The following is a 19,322-nucleotide window of genomic DNA, read 5'->3' as shown; positions in this document are numbered from 1 at the left end:
ATGCGTCGCCGCTTCCCGTTGCCCGCGCGCGCACCAGCCGTGACGAGGAGATGACGGATGCCGGCCACCCAGGCGGAGACGACCGCGATGGAACGCGCGCTCTCCCTCGCCGCGCGGGGCCCCAAGGGCGTCAACCCCCAGGTCGGGGCCGTGATCCTCTCCCCCACCGGCGAGGTCATATCCGAGGGGTGGCACCACGGCGCCGGCACCGCACACGCGGAAGTCGACGCGCTCTCCCGACTTCCCGAAGGATCGGCACGTGGGGCGACCGCCGTGGTCAGCCTCGAGCCCTGCAATCACACCGGCCGCACCGGTCCGTGCAGTCGCGCGCTCCTCGAAGCCGGCGTCGCCCGCGTCGTGTACGCGGTCGCCGACCCCGGGGACACCTCGTCGGGAGGGGCCGCATGGTTGCGCGCGGCCGGCGTCGACATCGAGCCGGGCGTGCTCGCCGACGCCGGGACGCGACTGCTGGACTCGTGGCTGACCGTCCAGCGTCTGGGCCGACCGCACGTCACGGTCAAGTGGGCGCAGTCCCTGGACGGGCGCGCCGCCGCAGACGACGGCACCAGCCGGTGGATAACCGGCCCGGCCGCGCGTGAGGACGTGCACCGGCGTCGCGCCGAGGCGGACGTGATCGCCGCCGGCATCGGCACCGTGCTCGCCGACGACCCGGCGCTGACCGCGCGCACCCCCGAGGGCGCCCTACGCGAGCATCAGCCCATCCCTCTCATCCTCGGACGCCGTGAGATCCCCGATGACGCGGCCGTCCGCAGCCATCCGCGCCCGTTCCTGCACCGACGGGGCCACGATCTGTCGGCTGTGCTCGCCGAACTGTCCGACCTCGGCGTCCACTGTGTGTTCGTCGAAGGAGGCCCCACTCTGGCGAGCGCGTTCGTGCGCGCCGGCCTCGCCGACGAGATGCTCGCCTACCTGGCACCCGTCCTCCTGGGGGGCGGGCGGCTGGCGCTCGACGACATCGGCGTGTCCACCATCCGCGACGCGAGACGGCTCCGCACCGTCTCGGTCGACCTCCTCGGCGACGACCTTCGGGTCATCGCCCGCCCCGCCGCGACGGCGGAGCCGACGAAAGGCGAGTGAATGTTCACCGGCATCATCGAAGAGCTCGGCGAGATCACCTCGGTGACCCCGACCGGCGACGGAGCGCGCATGACGTTCCATGCCCCGCTGGCGGTCTCGGACGCCGCGCGCGGAGACTCCATCGCCGTCTCCGGCGTGTGCTTGACCGTCGTCGACCGGGACATCGACGGATTCACCGCCGACGTCATGAAGCAGACCCTGGACATGTCGACCCTCGCGGCCGCCTCCGCCGGCCGACGCGTGAACCTCGAGCGGGCCACCGCTACCGGCGGACGCCTCGGCGGCCACATCGTGCAGGGCCACATCGACGGGACCGGGCACGTGCTCGAGGTACGTCCGGGCGACCGATGGCGCGTGCTGCGGATCGCCCTGACGCGCGACCTCGCGCCCCTCGTCGTCGACAAGGGATCGATCGCGGTCGACGGGGTCTCCCTCACCGTCAGTGCGGCTTCCGGGCCGGGAGCCGAGCCCGCCTGGTTCGAGGTGTCGCTCATCCCCGAGACCCTCACGGCCACCACCCTCGGCGAGCGCGTCGTCGGGGACCGCGTCAACCTCGAAACCGACATCCTCGCGCGTCATGTCCGACGCCTGCTGGCCTTCGCGCCGGGAGGCGGCACCGACACGGAAGAGGGCGCACCGTGAACCTGTCCCCCATCCCGGAGGCCCTCGAGGCGCTGCGCGCCGGCCGCCCGGTCCTCGTCGCCGACGATGAGAACCGGGAGAACGAAGGCGACGTGGTGTTGTCGGCGCAGCTGGCGACGCCGGAGTGGATCGCGTGGACCGTCCGATGGTCCAGCGGCTTCATCTGCGCGCCCATGCCCGCAGAGCGTGCCGACGCGCTCGATCTGCCCCCGATGGTCGAAACCAACCAGGACGCCCGCGGGACGGCGTACACGGTCAGCGTCGACGCGGCCGATCGCATCTCCACGGGCATCAGCGCCACAGACCGCGCACACACCCTCAACGTGCTGGCCGACCCTGAAGCGACCCCGACCAGCGTCATCCGCCCCGGGCACATCCTCCCGCTCCGGGCGGTCGACGGCGGTGTGCGCGAGCGCGGCGGCCACACCGAGGCCGCCGTCGAGCTGATGCGGCTGGCCGGCCTCGAACCGGTCGGGGCCATCGCCGAGGTCGTCGCCGAGGACGGATCGATGATGCGTCTTCCGGGGCTGCTCGAGCTCGGAGCCCGCGACGGGATCCCTGTGATCACCATCGAGCAGCTGGTCGCGCATCTCGAAGAGCTCGACCCGGACGCCGCCCCGCGCGGCCGCGCCCACCGACGGCGGGTGAGCCTGCGGGCAGAGTCGCGCGTGCCCACCGCACACGGCTCGTTCCGCTTCCTCGCCTACAAGGACCGGGTCACCGGCACCGACCACATCGCCGTCGTGTCCGGTGACCTCTCCGCCGACGCCGCCCTGGTCCGGGTGCACTCCGAGTGCCTGACCGGCGAAGCGTTCCACTCGCTCAAGTGCGAATGCGGCCCCCAGCTGGATGCGGCACTCGATGCGATCGACCGGGAGGGCGGGATCGTGGTCTACATGCGCGGTCACGAGGGACGCGGCATCGGCCTGATCAACAAGCTGCGCGCCTACGGGCTGCAAGAGCGCGGCTACGACACGGTCGACGCCAACCTCGAGCTGGGTTTACCTGCCGACGCACGCGACTACGCCGCCGCAGCCGGCATCCTCGCCGACCTCGGTGTCGAGCGGCTCCGTCTGCTCACCAACAACACCGACAAGGTGGACCAGTTGCGCGAGTTCGGCCTCGACATCGTCGAACAGGTGCCGCTGCTGGTCGGCGTCGGCCCCAACAACCATCAGTACCTCGAGACCAAGCGCGACCGGATGGGACACATCATCGCCGAGGAAGACCTCGCCGATGCCGTCGCGCAGATGAAGGAAGGAACCGGCGCATGAGCGGCACCGGAGCACCGCAGAACCCCACCGCCGTCGACGCGTCGGACCTGACCGTCGTCATCGTCGCCGGTACGTGGCACGACACCATCACCGACGGCCTCATCGCCGGGGCGCAGCGCGTGCTCGACGCGACGGGTGCGCGACACCGGCTCGTGAGGGTCCCCGGCTCGTTCGAACTCGCCGTCACCGCTCAGGCCGCCTTCGCCGGCGGCGCCGACGCGGTCGTCGCCCTCGGGGTGATCATCCGCGGCGGCACCCCCCACTTCGACTTCGTCGCCGCGGCCGCCACCGACGGTCTCACCCGCGTCGCCCTCGACGCCGGCAAACCGATCGGCTTCGGCGTGCTCACCCTCGACGACGAGCAGCAGGGCCTCGACCGGGCCGGACTCGACGGGTCGACCGAGGACAAGGGGGCCGAGGCCGCCGATGCGGCCGTGCGCACCGCCCTGGTCGTCCGCGGACTCCGCGGCTGAGGCCCCCTCCGAGGCCGACCCGCGGGTGAGGTCGCCCTTGCTGGCGCACGCTCGCCGCGGAGTCGTAGGTTGTCTCCCATGGAGTTCCTTCGCCACCTCGTCGTCCTCGTGCACCTCGTGGGATTCGCCCTGCTCTTCGGGGCGTGGGCCGTGGAGGCGTTCGGAGGCCGTCGGCACATCACCCGGCTGATGAACTGGGGGCTCGCCGTCGCCGCAGCCGCCGGTCTCGCCCTCGCCGCGCCGTGGGGCACGGAGGGTGAACTGAACTACGCCAAGATCGGTGTCAAGCTCGTGATCCTGCTCGTCATCGGCGCTCTGCTCGGCATCGGATCGGCGCGACAGCGCAAGAACGGCTCGGCTCCGTCGGCCCTCTTCTGGTCGATCGGGGTGCTGACCCTGGTCAACGCGGGCATCGCCGTGCTCTGGGTGTGACCCGTCATCGCGGTCGCCGAGAGTAGAATCGGCGCTCGCCATGACTTCCGCCAGCGCCGCACCGGCGAACCCCCGCTCCCGCGTCATCACGGCCAGCCTCGTCGGCACGACGATCGAGTTCTACGACTTCTACGTCTACGCGACCGCCGCGGTGCTGGTGTTCCCGGTCTTGTTCTTCCCGACCGGGAACGACACGACGTCCCTCCTGCTGTCCTTCAGCGTGTTCGGTGCGGCAATGGTCGCCCGTCCGCTCGGCGCGGTGGTGTTCGGCCACTTCGGAGACCGCTTCGGACGCAAGATCACCCTCGTGTGGTCGCTGCTCACGATGGGCGTCGCGACGATCCTCATCGGGTGCCTGCCCACCTTCCAGGACATCGGCGCTGCCGCCGCTCTCCTCCTGCTGATCCTGCGACTCGCCCAAGGCTTCGCGCTCGGCGGCGAATGGTCGGGAGCAGCGCTGGTCGCGACCGAGAACGCTCCGCAGGGACGCCGCGCCTGGTACGGCACCTTCCCCCAACTGGGCGCACCCCTCGGGTTCATCATCGCCAACACCGTCTTCCTCGCGATCAGTTGGGCGCTTCCCCACCCTGACGGCCCCGCCCAGCAGTCAGAGGCGTTCCTCGCATGGGGATGGCGCGTGCCCTTCCTGTTCTCGGCCGTCATGGTCGTCATCGGCCTGTGGGTGCGGCTGCGTCTGGTCGAGTCGGAGACCTTCGTCAAGGCCGCCGCGCACGGTGCGCTCCGGAAGTTCCCCCTCGTGACCGTGATCAAGCGCAACGGTCGGCAGATCGTCCTGGGCACGTTCATCATGCTGGCCACCTACGTGCTGTTCTACCTGATGACGAACTTCACGCTCTCCTACGGGACCAAGGCCGCCGACCTCGACACGGCCACCGAGGCCGCACGCACCGCCGCGGCGGCGTCCGGCCAGAGCTTCGATGCCGCGGCCTTCGCCGACCAGTTCTACCCGGGCCTCGGATTCGGCTACACCGACTTCGTCCTCATGCAGATCATCGGTGTGGTCTTCTTCGGGATCTTCACCTTGCTCGCCGGCCCCGTCGCCGACACCATCGGCCGACGTCGCCTGCTCCTGTGGGTCACCGGCGCCATCATCGTGTTCGGGCTCACCTTCAACGTGTTCCTCTTGCCACAGGTCGACCCGAAGTTCACCGGGGCGATGGTGCAGGCGTTCCTGGTGTTCGGATTCATGCTGATGGGTGCGACCTTCGGCCCGATGGGCGCGGTGCTGCCCGAACTGTTCCCGACCAACGTCCGCTACTCGGGCTCGGCGATCGCCTACAACCTCTCCTCGATCCTCGGCGCCGCGCTGGCCCCGATCGTCGCCGTGGCTTTGTGGGCCGCCACCGGAGGCAGCCCGTGGCTGGTGGGCCTCTACCTGTCGGCGATGGCGGGCCTGACCTTCGTCGCGCTGATCCTCGCGCCGGAGACCAAAGACATGGACTACGACGACAACATCGGCGTCGCCGCCAGCGGATCGCTCTGACCGTCGGCCCCGGGATCTCCCCCGGGCCACCGGGAAGGGCGACCCGCGACCGCCCCGTGCGTTCCCCTATCCTGGCAACGCGCCGCCGTCGTGGCGGCGCCCAGCGTTCGATGGAGGGGAAGATCCCGATGGCCGACGACCACGCCCGCCCGATCCCGGAATTCGGGCGTGAGCACGACCGCGCCGTCGCCGCACGCTCCTCCCCCACCAAGCGTCTCCTCGCCCTGTCGCTGCCGGCGTTGCTGATCGGGATCGGCAGTGCCCTGGGTCTCATCGTGCTCGACCTCGCGGCGCTCGCCCTCGAGGACCTGCTGTGGGAGGTGTTGCCGGATGCGAGCGGCATCGACCCCGACAGTGCGGGTTGGATCATCGGCATCCTCACCGGCGCGGGTCTGGCCACGGGCCTGATCGTGCGCTTCGCCCCCGGCCACGCCGGACCCGACCCCGCCACGGAGACGTTCTTCCCGCCACCTCTGCCCCTGTCGACCCTTCCGGGACTCGCGGCGGCGGCCATCCTGACCCTGGCCACCGGCGTGAGCCTCGGTCCCGAGGCTCCGATCATCACCATCAACGTCGCCCTGGCGGTGTGGATCTGCCGCCGAGTGGTGCCGAAGATCCCCACCAAGCTCGTCGTCCTCATGGTCGTCACCGGCACCTTCGGTGCGCTGTTCGGCTCGCCGGTCGGCGCGGCGCTCCTGGTGACCTCGGTCGCGGCCACGGTCGCCTCGAAAGAGCTGCTGTGGGACCGCCTGTTCGCCCCGCTCGTGTCGGCGGCGGCCGGTTCGATCGTGATGCTCATGTCGCACCACGGCAGCCTCGCGATCCCGTTGCCCGATTTCGAGCTCGACATCCTGCGCGACCTCGGCTTCGCGCTCGTGGTCGTGGCCGTCGCGATCGTCGCCGGCCTCGGCCTGCTCTACGCCTTCCCGGTCGCGCACCGCATCTTCCACCGGTGGCGCGACCCAATCCTGCCCCTCACCGTCGCCGGGCTCATGCTGGGCGTGTTGGGCGCGATCGGCGGACCGATCACGCTGTTCAAGGGGCTGGATCAGATGGCGCAGCTGGCCGAATCGGCCGACGACTACACCGCCGGGCAACTCGCGGTCATCGTGCTGGTCAAACTCGCCGCGCTGCTGATCGCCGGTGCCGCCGGTTTCCGCGGCGGCCGCGTGTTCCCCGCCGTGTTCATCGGCGCCGCGATCGGCGTCCTGGCCTACACGGTCTTCCCGGACATCCCGCTCACGATCGCCATCTCCGCCGGTGTGCTCGGCGTGTGCCTGGTCGTCATCCGCGACGGATGGCTGTCCCTGTTCATCGCCGCCGTCGTGGCCGGGGACGCCTCGATGGTTCCGATCCTGTGCATGGTCGTCCTCCCCGGCTGGCTCGCCGTCGCGCGCCTGCCGGAGATGCGCATCACCCCACCCGGCGGTCACGACGAGCCCGAACAGGCCCCCGCGAAGCCCGCCTGAGCGGCCGCCGCCGAAGCCCCGCACACCGAGGGCGTCGCCTCGCCACCGCGAAGCGAAGTACGGTCGAAGGTGAACCGTCCCCCTTCTTGTCGAGGTCCCGCATGTCCGCTGACACCCGCCCCGCCCGCTCCCGTCGAGGATTCGGTCGGGGCGCCCCGGACGACGGCCCGCGGGCGAGCTTCCGCCAGCTGCTGCCGTTCCTGTTCGAGCACCGCACCGTGCTGGTCGTCGTGGCCGTTCTCAGCGTCCTCGGCGCCGTCACGACGCTCGCGCAGCCGTTGCTGGTCGGCCAGGTCATCGAAGCCGTGCAGGCCGAACAGACGCTCGGCCTGCTCGTGTGGGCGATCGTGGCCCTCGTCGTCGTCTCCTCGATCATCTCCGGGTACCAGCACTATCTCCTGCAGCGCACCGGCACCGCGGTGGTCTACTCGAGCCGTCGACGACTGATCTCCCGCATCCTGCACCTGCCGATCAGCGAGTTCGACTCGCGACGCACCGGCGACCTCGTCTCGCGCGTGGGCACCGACACCACCCTCCTCTACGCCGTGCTCACCCAGGGCCTGGCCGACGCGGTCGGAAACGCCCTGATCTTCCTCGGGGCGATCATCGCAATGGCGCTCATCGACCCGCTCCTGCTCGGTGCCATCGTCATCGTGCTCGGCGTGTCGATCCTCGGCGTTGTCACCCTGAGCGGTCGCATCCGCAAGGCCACCGCCGAGCAGCAGGTCAAGGTCGGCGAACTCGCCTCCGGCGTCGAACGCGCGGTCGGGTCGATCCGCACCGTACGCGCCGCCGGAGCGGGCGAACGCGAGGAGACGGCCCTGAACCGCGTCGCCCGCGACGCCTACGGCGTCGGCGTGCGGATCGCGAAGGTGTCGGCGCTGGTCGTGCCGATCGCCGGCATCGCGCTGCAGGTGTCGCTGCTGGCCGTGCTCGGCCTGGGCGGCTACCGCGTCGCCGACGGTGCCATCGGCGTGGCCGACCTCGTGACCTTCGTGATGTTCCTGTTCCTCCTGGTCGGCCCTCTCGGCTCGTTTTTCGGAGCCATCACCTCGGTGAACCAGGCCCTCGGGGCGCTGGGCCGCATCCAGGAGGTCCTTGATCTGCCCACCGAGACCGACGACGACGCCCGCATCGCCGCCACCGTGGTCGCCGAGCCGGCAAGCGACCGGGAGCCGGCCGCGGTGGAGTTCCGCGAGGTGCGCTTCGGCTACCCCGAAGGCGTGGTGGCGGCGCGGCGGAAAGCCGAGAACGAAGCCCTCGCCGTTCTCGAGAGTGCTCACGTCGACACCTCGACGGTCGCCCTGCCGGACGCCTCGGACGCGGTCGGCGCAGCCGATGCACCGGCCGGTGCCGAGCGGGCCACCGACGTCCTCCGCGGGGTGTCGTTCCGTGTGCCGCGCGGATCACGCGTCGCCCTCGTCGGCCCGTCGGGTGCGGGCAAGAGCACGACCCTCTCCCTCATCGAGCGCTTCTACGATCCGACCGGCGGCGCCATCCTGCTCGACGGTCATGACGTGCGCACGCTCGATCGGGACGAGCTGCGCAGCCGTCTCGGCTACGTCGAGCAGGACGCGCCCACCCTGGCCGGCACGATCGGCGAGAACCTGCGGCTGGCTTCCCCGCAGGCGACCGACGAGGAGTGCGAGCGCGTATTGCGCGCCGTCAACCTCGGCGACGTACTCGACCGCAGCCCCGAGGGACTGGAGGCCGCCGTCGGCGAGAGCGGCGTGATGCTCTCGGGCGGTGAGCGTCAGCGGCTCGCGATCGCCCGGGCGCTCCTGGCCGCCCCGCCGATCCTGTTGCTGGACGAGTCGACGTCGTCACTGGACGGTCTCAACGAGCAGCGGATGCGCGAGGCGATCGACGCTGTCGCCGCCGGCCGCACCCTCATCGTCATCGCGCACCGGCTGTCCACGGTCGTCGACAGCGACCTCATCGTCGTCATGGAGCGGGGGCGCGTCGTGGGCGCCGGCACACACTCGGAGCTCGTGCAGACCACGCCCCTGTACCGCGACCTCGCCAAGCACCAGCTCCTGGTGTGACCGCGCGGGTCCACACCCCGCCCACGCCGCAGTCACCATCTGCGCATCCGACAGCGGAACACCCGCAGGACCTGACTGCGGAGCGGTCGTTCGGGCGCGGCGCGGCGCGGGACGGAACGACGCGGAGCGGAGCGGGGTCGGGTGTGTCGGCGCCGGGCACGGGGGTCAGGGATGGGTCAGGCGGTAGCGGAGGGCTTCCAGCTCGGCGCGGAGGGCGGGCGGCACCCTCCCGTCGAAGGTGTCGTAGAACTCCTCGGTGAGGTCGGCCTCGCGCAGCCACGAGTCGCGGTCGATCGCGAACAGGGCGTCGAGGTCTTCCTGCGGCACGTCGATGCCCTCGAGGTCCAGATCGGCGGTCCGCGGCAACCGCCCGATCGGACTATCCACCGCCGGCACCTCCCCATCGAGGCGTCGGATGATCCAGTCGATCACACGCGCATTGTCGCCGAAGCCCGGCCACAGGAACCGGCCGTCGTCTCCTTTGCGGAACCAGTTGACCTGGAAGATGCGGGGCGACCGGTCGAAGCGGAGCCGCTGACCGATCCGCAGCCAGTGGCCGAAGTAGTCGGCCATGTTGTAGCCGCAGAACGGCAGCATCGCGAAGGGGTCGCGGCGCAGCTCCCCGACGGTCCCCTCCGCCGCTGCGGTGCGCTCAGATGAGATGGTCGAGCCCAGGAACACGCCATGGGTCCAATCCGTGGCCTCGACCACCAGCGGGACGTTGGTGGCGCGGCGGCCCCCGAACAAGATCGCATCCAACGGCACCCCCTGCGGCGCGTCCCAGTCGGGCGCGATCTGCGGGCACTGCGCGGCGGCGACGGTGAAGCGGCTGTTCGGATGCGCCGCCGGACGACCGCAGTCCGGGGTCCACGGCTTCCCCTGCCAGTCGGTGAGTTCCGCCGGCGGCGTGTCGGTCAGACCCTCCCACCACACGTCGCCGTCGGGCCGAAGGGCGACGTTGGTGAAGATCGTGTTGCCCCATAGCGTCTCGACGGCGGTGAGGTTCGTCGACTCCCCCGTCCCCGGTGCCACACCGAAGAATCCCGCCTCGGGGTTGATGGCCCATAGCCGGCCGTCCTCCCCCGGGCGAAGCCACGCGATGTCATCCCCCAGCGTCTCGACCCGCCACCCGGGGATGGTCGGCTTCAGCATCGCGAGGTTGGTCTTCCCGCACGCCGAGGGGAACGCGGCTGCGACGTGGTAGGCACGACCGGAGGGGTCGATGACGCGGATGAGCAGCATGTGCTCGGCGAGCCATCCCTCATCGCGGCCGATCACCGAAGCGATACGCAGCGCGAAGCACTTCTTCGCGAGGATGGCGTTTCCGCCGTAACCGGATCCGTAAGACCACACCTCGAGCGTTTCGGGGAAGTGCACGATGTACTTCTCGTCGTTGCACGGCCAGGCCACGTCCGCCTCTCCGGGCGCGAGGGGCGCCCCCACCGAGTGCACCGTCTTGACCCACGGTGCACCGTCGGCGATCTCTCGCAACACGTCGGATCCGACACGCGTCATGACCTCGATCGAGGCCACCGCGTACTCACTGTCGGTGACCTGCACACCGATGTGGGAGAGCGGTCCACCGACAGCTCCCATGGAGAAGGGCACGACGTACATCGTGCGTCCGCGCATGGATCCTTCGAACAGCGGCGTCAGCGTGGCGCGCATCTGGTCGGGGGCCGCCCAGTTGTTCGTCGGGCCCGCATCGGCCTCGCGCTCGGAGGCGATGAAGGTACGCCCCTCGGTGCGGGCGACGTCGCCGGGGTGCGAGCGGGCCAGGTACGAACCGGGCCGCCACTCAGGGTTGAGCTTGATGAGCTTGCCCTGCTCGACCATCCCGCGCAGCAGCGCGTCGTTCTCGGCGCGCGACCCGTCCACCCAGTGGACCCGGTCGGGCTGCGTCAGGGCGGCGATCTGGTCGACCCATCCGATCAGGTCCGCCATCCCGTCGCCGTCCAGGCGCGGGCGGACGCCGAAGGTGCGCTGCGGGGCAACGTCGGTGATGCGGGGGGAGATGTCTGCGATGGCCATGTCGCTCCTCGTACGGGTGTCGTCGGTGCGGTTCAGAACGTCGATCTGCACCCACTATGAGAGGAAACAGGCCACTCTTTCGGGTGTATCTACCCGTATTTTTTGTTGTTTTTTCGATATGCTCAAGGAATGCACGCGACTCCGCTTGAACTGTCGACCCTGGGCCACCGCATCCGGCATCAGCGGACCAGCCATGGCATGACCCTCGATGAGCTGGGCGAGAAGGTCGGTGTGGCCGGTAGCCACCTGAGCCTCATCGAGAACGGCAAACGCGAACCGAAACTCTCCCTCCTCCAAGAGATCGCCGCCGCCACCGGGGTCGAAGTCGGCGACCTCCTCTCCCCCGAGCCACCCAATCGACGCGCGGCGCTGGAGATCGAACTCGCGCGCGCGCAGAGCAGTTCCGTCTTCCGCAGCCTCGGGATCGAGCCGGTTCGGGTCACCAAAGGCATGAGCGACGAAACGATCGAGTCGATCCTCGGCCTGCACCGCGAGCTGCAGCGCCGAGAGCGCGAAGCCATCGCGACGCCCGAAGAGGCCCGCCGCGCCAACACGGAGCAACGGCTGCGGATGCGCGCGGTCGACAACTACCTCCCCGACATCGAGCGGCTCGCCGAGAAGCAACTCAAGGCGGCCGGTCACTCCACCGGCGCGCTCACCCACCGCACCGTGAGCATCATGGCCGAGCAGATCGGCTTCGAACTCATCTACGTCAACGACCTGCCGTCCTCGACCCGTTCGATCACCGACCTGGAGAACGGACGGATCTACCTGCCTCCGGCATCCATCCCGGGCGGGCACGGCCTGCGCTCGATGGCGTTGCAGGCGATGGCCCACCGGCTGCTCGAGCACGAACGCCCCGTCGACTACGCGGACTTCCTGCGCCAACGCCTCGAGATCAACTACTACGCGGCGTGCTGTCTGATGCCCGAGTCCGCCGCGGTCGCGTTCCTGCAGCAGGCGAAGAAGGACCGCAACCTCGCCGTGGAGGACTTCCGCGACGCGTTCGGGGTCACCCACGAAGCGGCCGGGATGCGGATGACGAACCTGATGACCCACCACCTCGGGATGCGCCTGCACTTCCTGCGCGTCGACGGTGACGGTGCGATCTCCCGGGTGTACGAGAACGACGACCTGCCGTTGCCCGCCGACGTCACCGGCGCCGTCGACGGCCAGATCGCGTGCGCGAAGTTCTCCGCCAGGGCGGCGTTCTCCGAGCAGAACCGTACGACCGAGCACTACCAGTACACCGACACCCCGAGCGGCACCTTTTGGTGCTCCACACAGACCGGCAGCACCGCCGACGGCGAGTTCTCGATCACCGTCGGGGTTCCCTTCGACGACGCCCGCTGGTTCCGCGGCCGGGAGACGACCAAGCGCGCGGTGTCCACCTGCCCGGAGGAGTCGTGCTGCCGTCGTCCGGACCCCGAGGCGACGGGACGGTGGCAGGGCAAGGCGTGGCCGAGCGCGCGTGTGCACATGCAGATGTTCTCGCCGCTCCCCCGCGGCGCGTTCCCCGGCGTCGACGAGAACGAGGTCTACGCCTTCCTCGACCGCCACGTCTGAGCACGACCACCCGTTCGAGGTTGAACCGAGCCACCCCTTTCACGTCGAGCCCCCCCCCTTCGCGCCGTCAGCAGAGGGGTGGTTCGCACGGAAAGGGGCGGCTCGATGCGTCACGCGCCGCTCGCGCGGGTCAGCCCGGGAGAGGACGGGCGGACCATCCCGCCCCCGACCGGGTGTACTCGATCCGGCGGCTCGGCGCGCCGGGGTGCGACACCCAGAACAGCCACCGCTCGGGCGCGACGGTGAATCCCACCCAACCGGCCGGCGGCTCCGGGTCCGGATGCTCGGCGGCGAACCGTGCCCATCCCTCCTCCCGCTGGGCCAACGGCCGCCCGGCGACCTCGTCGGTGTTCATCCAGGCGAGCTGTCGCAGGTACGGTGAGCGGCGCGCGTAGGCGCGCGCCGCGGCGGTGTCGGATGCGCGGGTCGCGAGACCCTCGACCACCAGCTGGCGCGTGAACCCCGGCCACAGGATCGTCAACGCCACGCGAGGGTTCACGGCGAGGTCGGCGACCTTGCGGCTGCTCGCGTCGGTGTGGAAGGAGAACCGCACGCCGTCGAAGTCGCTGAGCATCACCGTCCGCGCATGCGGAACGCCCTCCGGCGAGACCGTCGACAGGGTCATGAGCATGCGGTCCGCGTCGGGGCCGGGCAACCACCCCGCGGCGAGCGCGGCGGGGTCGGCCGGAGGCTCGGCGGCATGCACCGGGTCGGTGGCGTGGTCGATGACGGGGACCTCCACACTCATCGACGCGGAAGCGGGATGCGCGGTGCCGCTCATGCGAACTCGAACCCGTCGATCTCGGCGAGCGCCTCGCTGACGAAGTCGACGCCACGGTCGAAGAGCACTTTGCCGTGCGCGGCGTTGGCACCGGTCGCGTCGCCGATCACCCCCGTGGGACCGAAGTCGTCACTGGTCCAGCCGAACATCACCGGCTTTCCGTTGAAGCCGATGTGGCTGTGCCCGGCGATCTTTTCCGGGACGTTCCGAGGCGGCATCTCGGACGCGACGAGGTGGGGCGCGAGGTGCATCACGATCGAGGTCTCCCCGAATCCGGCGTGGATACCCTGGCCTTTCTCATCGGGACCGTCGACGCCGTCGCCGGCGGCTCCGGCCCCCGAAGGCATCGAGAACGACCGCAGACCGAAGCGTCTGCGCAGCTCGCGGTTCAACCAGCCCAGCAGCATGACGTTGCCGCCGTGGCCGTTGACCCAGGCGACGGTGCGCACGGGGGTCTGCGCGATCGCCGCGCCGATCTGAACCAACTGTTCGAGCAGCGTCGTGCCGTCGACCCACAGGGTTCCCGGGGCCCAGTAGTGCTCGTCGGACTTCGCGTACGCGACGGTCGGCAGCAGCCACGCGTCGATCCCCGCCTCGCTGACGCGGTCGACGGCGGCTGTGGCGACCGCTTCGGCGATGAGCGCGTCGGTCCGCAACGGGAGGTGCGGCCCGTGGTGCTCGATCGCCCCGATGGGGACCACGGCGATCGACCGGTCGGTGGTCGCGGCGGTGATCGCCGGGCCGGAGAGGTCGGCCCAGGCGCGGCTGGCCGGGGTGAACGGGACGGTCATCGGATGGCTCCCTTCGTGGGGCCGGTGTAGGCGGGGTTGAGCTTGCCGGGGTTCAGCAGGCCGTCGGGGTCGGTCTCACGCGCGAGCGCGATCGTCTCAGCGAGGCGGAAATCGACGTTCCACTGGTGGGGGTTGTGGGTCGCCACACCGAGTCGGTGCAGCGACTCCATCCCCGCGTAGACCGCTTCCGGGCTCTCGTACACACCGGCGAGCATGCCGATCGGCACGGTGTGCCCCGCCTCGATGTGGAGCAGCCCACCGGGATAGACCGCATGGACCTCGTCGATGCGGTCGACCAACGCATCACCCGACACCTCCACGTGGAAGTAGACGCCGGGCTCGGACTTCTGCAGCCATTCGATCGGATGGTTGTAGCTGAGCACCGAGATCGCCGCGGAGACGTTCGGGCCCTCCCGGACGTCCTCGATGCGTCCCCCGGCGGCCTCGATCATCGCGGTCGCCTCGGCCACCGTGCTCAAGTCGGCGATCATGCGCAGCGAGCTGCGCCCTTCGGGGAACACCTCGTCCGGGGGAAGCTGGGCCGTGATGTGCGGGGTGTCGGCCGAGACCAGTCGCGGCGACGGGGTCAGGCGCCCCAGCGGACGCAGGACCGACAGGGCGCCGGCGAAGTCAGGGAATGACGCGTACAGGCCGCGCCATTCCTGCAGCGGCTCGAGCCGCACGGTGGCGCGCGCGATGATGCCCGCGGTGCCGTAGTTGTGGACGTACCCCTGGGCCTGATCGCCTTCGACGTGGATGAGCTTCCCGCCGGATGCGGGGGTCACGACATCGAGGGCGACGACGAAGCCGCGGTCGTTGGAGCCGTGCGCGATCGTGCCGGTGCCCCCCGATCCGCCGCCGAGGAAGCCGCCGATGCTGGAGTGCACGGTCGAGGGGTACATCCACAACTGCCGCCCGGCGGCGCGCGCGGCCTGTTCGAGGGCGGTCATGGGCGCCCCGGCGTCGGCGGTGATGGTCTCGTCGGTCACCTCGACGATCGAGCGCGCCCGGGACATGTCCAGCACGAGGCCGCCGGGCATGGGGATGGCCTGCCCGTAATTGCCTGTGCCCTTGCCGCGCGGGGTGATCGTGACGCCATGCCGGACCGCAAGGCCGACGACCGCCGCGATCTCCTCCGGGGTGGTCGGAAAAGCCACGAGGTCGGCGACTCCGAGCGGAAGCTGCTCGGCGATGATCGGCGACATGCGGGCGCCGTCGACGGATGCCTTCTCACGCTGGCGCATGTCGGAGCTGACGCCGCGGGGGCCGAGCAGGTCGGTGAGGTCTCTTTCGAGCGCGGCGTAGTCGGGGGTGGTCATGGGTGTCCTCCTTCATCACATCTCCCGAAGGCGGTGCGCGGCGAGCCGGGTGATGAGTCACTCGTCGCGCAGGGGGCAGGCTGCCGCGGGTCGGCTCGACCGCCCGGTAACCTGCTGGCATGGCGGAAACGATGGGGAGCCGCGCGGCGAACGGTCCGGCCGACCCCGACGAGGCCGCGCGGGCACTGGGGGCGCGCATCCGCGCACTGCGGCAGGCGCGCGGCGCCACGCTGACCGAGATCGCCGCGCAGGCCCAACTGTCCCACTCGTTCCTCAGTCAGGTCGAGCGCGGCCTCGAACGGTTGAGCATGACGTCGCTGTTCCGCGTCGCGCAGGCGCTCGGCACGACGCAGCAGGCCCTGCTGACCGAGCAACCTCGGGAGCGCTCCGAAGGCGGCTTCCACGTCTTCCGTCGTCAGGACGACTCGGCGGTGGACATGGGCAGTGGCCCCGTCCACGTCATGGCGCCGCCGTCGGGGCGGTTCGTGCCGATGATCATGGTGGGCCCCTTCAGCGACGACGGGCTGTGGTGGGAGCACGGTGAGGACGAGTTCGTCTACGTGCTCGAGGGCAGGATGGTCGTCGTCCTCGAGGACGGCGAGCACGAACTGTCCGCCGGCGACGCGACCTACTACGAGGGGTGGGTCCCCCACAAATGGCGTACCCCGGAGGGTGGGCACACCCGCGTGGTCGTGGTCAAGGAGCAGCGCCGGGAGTGAGGCGACGACGGGGGTCATGAGCCACCTCCGAGTTCCCGGGCGATGGTCGCGAGCGAACCTGCGTACGCGATCTCGTCACCGCGACGGGCGCCTCCCGCGACGACGACTCCGGCGACGCCCGGCACCTCGAGGAGGGCCGACCCGTACTCGATGGCCAGCCGGACACCCTCCGCGCGCATGTCCCGTGCGCCGCGCAGCCGCTGCGCGTACCCCGGCGGCAGCGACGCCGCGTGGAACGAGGCGAGAAGCGCCGCCCCGTCCTCGTCGACGATGGCGGGTACCCCGGGCAGCACGGGCACGGTGGCGCCCGCGCGCCGACAGGCCTCGACGAAGGCGGCGACATCCTCGACGCCCCCGCAGTACTGGGTCAGACACATCCGACCGCCGGCACGTTGCTTGTGCGCCACCCGCACGCCGCGGGACTCGCGTGGTGGAGCGCACGGAGACTCCGCGAACGAGGCGACCAGGCCCGCCTCCTGCGCGCGGGGAAGCAGCGTCGTCGACTCGAGATCGAAGACGGGCGCGGCATCGGGACGGTCTCCCGTGTCGGTGTGGTCACCGGTCACACAGTGCACGCCCGCGACTCCGGCGTCACGGAGTGCGGCAAGCTCCCCCTCCAGGGCGACCCGGTTGCGGTCGCGGGTGTTGACACCGATCCAGGCGCGCACCCCCGCCGCGGTCATGAGGTGACCCCGATACGAGGGCGGGAACTGCGTGCGCGAGGTCGCGGCGTCACCCGACAGCGCCGCATCGGTGTTCGGTGCGAGCACGTCGGCCACGCGGGAGATGTCTTCGGCGGTCAGGGGCCGGGCCGGGAAGCCCGTCATGATGAGCGGCCGACGTGCGAGGATCTCGCCGATCTCTCCCGCCGCGGCGGTCGGCGGGAGCCGAGGCGCATTCGCGGGGTCCTCGACGGGCACCGGAAGAGGCCGGTCGAGGAACACGCACGGGTCGGCGTGCACCTCGCACGAGCCGTCGGGGTTCACGCCGCCGCACGGTCCGTAGGTCATCGATTTGGGACACGCGAGCAGGGATCGCGCGCGACCGCGGAGCCCGGCGGTCACGTCGACGCCCTTCCCGTGCCTAGACTGCGGCGATGGGCATGAAGACGCACGAGGCGCCGCTGGGCGCGTGGGCCGACCGTTTGGCGGCCGCCGTCCCGGACCCCGGCGGAGGAGCCGCCGCGGCCGTCGTGGCCGGCATCGGCGCAGCCGTGGCCGCGATGGCGGACGGGTATGTGGACGACGACAGAACCGAGGCCGTCCGCTTCGAGCGGGCCCGCGCCGAGGCGTGGTCGGTCGCCGACCGTGACGCCCGGGCGTCCGCCGATCTCGCCGAGGTGTTCCGCGGCGACGCCGCCGACCAGGACGCCGACCGCACGCGACGCATCCTCGAGCGCGCCGCGGAGTCCGCCACGGCTGTGACCGCGCTCGTCGTCGATCTCGCCCCGGCCCTCCCCGCCTTGGCGAACAGGTGCCCCGAGCCGCTGCGACCCGACGTCGCCGTGGCGGCGCGTCTGCTCGCCGCGGGCGCACGCGCCGGTGCCGTCAACGCCCGGGCGAACGCCCGCGCGTGCGCACGGGCGGGCAGCGCCGAGGGGTTCGTCTCCGGCGTACGCCGGCGCGAGGCCGAGGCGATCGAGGCCGCCGATGCGCTCGACCGGCTCGCCGAGGAGGTGACGGCGTCGCTGTGACACCGAGGCGCGACGGGCCCGTGCCGGCGCGCACGGTTCCGGTGCACACCGTGCCGGCGCGCACGGTTCCGGTGCACACCGTGCCGCCGCGCGAGGAAGCCCCCGTGGGTCGCCCACGACCCGGTCGACGGCGAGGCGTCGCGCGGCGGCGAGGAGGGTTCGACCCACGGGGTACTCCTACGTTCAGTCCAGCGAGATGGACGGGTCGATGAACTCGTTCGTGTAGAGGTCGTCGACCGAGATCTCCTCGGCGTCGGCGGCGCTGATGCTCCCCGACTCGATGAGGAACGGCACGAACTCCTCGAGGATGCTCTCCATCCGCTCGGGGTCGAACTGCCCGAACACCCCCGAGGCGGCGTCGTCCTCCACGATTCCGAGAGCCAGCTGCTGCTCCACGGAGTAGTCGGCGACGCCCTCCGAGTAGGTCCAGCCGGTCTGGTAGGTGTCGACGAGGTCGACGATCAGCGCGTTCGTGTCGGCCGGGTCGTCCAGGTAGTCGATCTGAGACTGTTGCATGATCGGCACGAGCTTGGCCAGGCAGTCGCCATACTCCTCGATCGCGTCGGCGCGCACGGCGAGCGGCTCGGGATAGATCGTGTAGCCGACCTCACTGAGCAGCTGGAATCCCACCGGCTTGCCCCACTCGGAGATCTCGTTCTCGTAGATGTAGGGCTCGGCGGTGGCGAAGCCCTGCTGGAGGATGCTCGGGTCGGAGACGAAGCGCTGTGCGGTCCCCTCGTAGCTGAGGTCGATCTGCGAGCTGTCGATGATGCCTTGTGCCACGAGCATGTTCGGGATGACATCTCCCGAGGTGACCACGGGCGCACCGTCGGCGGTGGCCTCCGCGATCGTCGTGGCGCCGTCGTGGCTGGCCGGGTCCCACATGAGGATCTGCGGGCTCCACGTCATCTGCGAAGTCACCGCGACGGTGGGTTGGTCTGCGGCGGCGACGATCGCCGCATCGGTGTTCACCGCACCGAGCAGGATGTCCTCATCGAGGTACATCAGGGCCGGTACCGGCTGGAAGTTGACGTTCGGGCCACCGGGGCGCACCTCCACGTCGACGCCGGTGTCGACGCCCTGGGCGATGAGGGAACCGGTGACGCTCTTGATGTCGTTGTCGATGGTGTAGTCGTCGCCGACCAGGGCGTACATGGCCCCGTGCTCGGCTTCGGGTTGCCAGTCCTGTTGCATCACGACGGTTGCGGGGCAGACATCCGACAGATCGAGGGCGCTGCCGGCCTCGGCCGCCGGGGCGGCCGGAGTGGTGTCGGCAGCAGGCTCGGCCTCATCGGCCGAACACGCGGCCAGACCGATCGCGGCCACCGACAGCGCGAGACCGGCGGCGAGGGAACGGGCGGAGCGGGGCGTGGAGTGTGTCATCTCGGAGTCCTCCTGGAGGGATGTGAGGTGGAGCAGGACGGGTGGTGCGAGGCGAGGCGAGGCGTGGCGATGATGCGGGTGGAACAGGCTGGTGCGAGGTGA

Annotated in this window: 17 protein-coding genes; 11 read left to right on the top strand and 6 right to left on the bottom strand. The window is 70.7% G+C overall.

Annotated features, from left to right (window positions below; translation table 11 throughout):
* The first annotated feature begins 57 nt into the window (after positions 1–57).
* The 8 genes from ribD (at position 58) to ABD204_RS07945 (ending at position 8,937) form a co-directional block, all read left to right on the top strand.
* Positions 58–1,098 (top strand): bifunctional diaminohydroxyphosphoribosylaminopyrimidine deaminase/5-amino-6-(5-phosphoribosylamino)uracil reductase RibD, encoded by a 1,041-nt coding sequence (ribD, locus tag ABD204_RS07980; protein WP_194424094.1) that lies wholly within the window; start codon positions 58–60, stop codon positions 1,096–1,098.
* On the top strand, positions 1,099–1,740 hold the full coding sequence (locus ABD204_RS07975; protein ID WP_194424093.1) for a riboflavin synthase: 642 nt from the start codon (positions 1,099–1,101) through the stop codon (positions 1,738–1,740). It begins immediately after the preceding gene.
* Entirely contained in the window at positions 1,737–3,014 is a 1,278-nt protein-coding gene (gene ribA / locus ABD204_RS07970) for a GTP cyclohydrolase II (RefSeq protein WP_194424092.1), read from the top strand. The genes ABD204_RS07975 and ribA overlap by 4 nt, the downstream gene beginning before the upstream one ends.
* On the top strand, positions 3,011–3,487 hold the full coding sequence (gene ribH, locus ABD204_RS07965; RefSeq protein ID WP_194424091.1) for a 6,7-dimethyl-8-ribityllumazine synthase: 477 nt from the start codon (positions 3,011–3,013) through the stop codon (positions 3,485–3,487). Before ribA ends, ribH begins: the two co-directional genes overlap by 4 nt.
* 78 nt (positions 3,488–3,565) lie before the next feature.
* Positions 3,566–3,919, top strand: a complete 354-nt coding sequence (locus ABD204_RS07960; protein WP_194424090.1) for a Fe-S protein — start codon at positions 3,566–3,568, stop codon at positions 3,917–3,919.
* 40 nt (positions 3,920–3,959) lie between these two features.
* A complete protein-coding gene (locus ABD204_RS07955) occupies positions 3,960–5,423 on the top strand; it encodes an MFS transporter (protein ID WP_194424089.1) in 1,464 nt (487 codons plus the stop codon).
* Between the two features lie 128 nt (positions 5,424–5,551).
* Complete coding sequence (locus ABD204_RS07950) at positions 5,552–6,892, top strand: ion channel protein (protein WP_194424088.1); 1,341 nt, start codon at positions 5,552–5,554, stop codon at positions 6,890–6,892.
* 101 nt (positions 6,893–6,993) lie between these two features.
* Positions 6,994–8,937, top strand: coding sequence for an ABC transporter ATP-binding protein (locus ABD204_RS07945; RefSeq protein ID WP_194424087.1), 1,944 nt, complete (start codon positions 6,994–6,996; stop codon positions 8,935–8,937).
* Between the two features lie 165 nt (positions 8,938–9,102).
* Here ABD204_RS07945 and ABD204_RS07940 read toward each other — a convergent pair whose 3' ends face one another.
* Entirely contained in the window at positions 9,103–10,968 is a 1,866-nt protein-coding gene (locus ABD204_RS07940; RefSeq protein WP_194424086.1) for a phosphoenolpyruvate carboxykinase (GTP), read from the bottom strand.
* Between the two features lie 129 nt (positions 10,969–11,097).
* Here ABD204_RS07940 and ABD204_RS07935 point away from each other — a divergent pair, with 129 nt between their 5' ends.
* Positions 11,098–12,534 (top strand): XRE family transcriptional regulator, encoded by a 1,437-nt coding sequence (locus ABD204_RS07935; RefSeq protein ID WP_194424085.1) that lies wholly within the window; start codon positions 11,098–11,100, stop codon positions 12,532–12,534.
* A gap of 130 nt (positions 12,535–12,664) precedes the next feature.
* Here the strand turns inward: ABD204_RS07935 and ABD204_RS07930 are convergent, their stop codons facing one another.
* The 3 genes from ABD204_RS07930 to ABD204_RS07920 are packed head-to-tail and all read right to left on the bottom strand — an operon-like array spanning position 12,665 to position 15,425.
* Positions 12,665–13,315: a pyridoxamine 5'-phosphate oxidase family protein gene (locus ABD204_RS07930; protein ID WP_241747792.1), complete on the bottom strand. Its 651-nt coding sequence runs from the start codon at positions 13,313–13,315 to the stop codon at positions 12,665–12,667.
* Entirely contained in the window at positions 13,312–14,106 is a 795-nt protein-coding gene (locus ABD204_RS07925) for a creatininase family protein (RefSeq protein ID WP_194424084.1), read from the bottom strand. The genes ABD204_RS07930 and ABD204_RS07925 overlap by 4 nt, the downstream gene beginning before the upstream one ends.
* The gene (locus ABD204_RS07920; protein WP_194424083.1) at positions 14,103–15,425 is read right to left on the bottom strand and encodes an FAD-binding oxidoreductase; all 1,323 of its coding nucleotides are present in this window, start codon (positions 15,423–15,425) and stop codon (positions 14,103–14,105) included. The genes ABD204_RS07925 and ABD204_RS07920 overlap by 4 nt, the downstream gene beginning before the upstream one ends.
* Positions 15,426–15,544: 119 nt before the next feature.
* On the opposite strand from ABD204_RS07920, the gene ABD204_RS07915 reads away from it, so the two are divergent.
* On the top strand, positions 15,545–16,144 hold the full coding sequence (locus tag ABD204_RS07915; RefSeq protein WP_194424082.1) for a helix-turn-helix domain-containing protein: 600 nt from the start codon (positions 15,545–15,547) through the stop codon (positions 16,142–16,144).
* Positions 16,145–16,158: 14 nt separating this feature from the next.
* Here the strand turns inward: ABD204_RS07915 and ABD204_RS07910 are convergent, their stop codons facing one another.
* Complete coding sequence (locus ABD204_RS07910; RefSeq protein WP_322597549.1) at positions 16,159–17,208, bottom strand: methylenetetrahydrofolate reductase C-terminal domain-containing protein; 1,050 nt, start codon at positions 17,206–17,208, stop codon at positions 16,159–16,161.
* A 32-nt stretch (positions 17,209–17,240) separates the two neighbouring features.
* Here ABD204_RS07910 and ABD204_RS07905 point away from each other — a divergent pair, with 32 nt between their 5' ends.
* A complete protein-coding gene (locus ABD204_RS07905) occupies positions 17,241–17,837 on the top strand; it encodes a cyclodeaminase/cyclohydrolase family protein (protein WP_194424080.1) in 597 nt (198 codons plus the stop codon).
* 183 nt (positions 17,838–18,020) lie between these two features.
* Here ABD204_RS07905 and ABD204_RS07900 read toward each other — a convergent pair whose 3' ends face one another.
* Positions 18,021–19,220 carry a substrate-binding domain-containing protein gene (locus ABD204_RS07900; RefSeq protein WP_194424079.1) on the bottom strand — a complete coding sequence of 400 codons (1,200 nt, stop codon included), beginning with the start codon at positions 19,218–19,220 and terminating at the stop codon, positions 18,021–18,023.
* Between the last annotated feature and the right edge of the window lie 102 nt (positions 19,221–19,322).

The sequence above is a fragment of the Microbacterium aquimaris genome, from assembly GCF_039531285.1.
Taxonomy (GTDB): domain Bacteria; phylum Actinomycetota; class Actinomycetes; order Actinomycetales; family Microbacteriaceae; genus Microbacterium; species Microbacterium aquimaris.
This window is presented reverse-complemented; position numbering and strand designations above follow the sequence as displayed.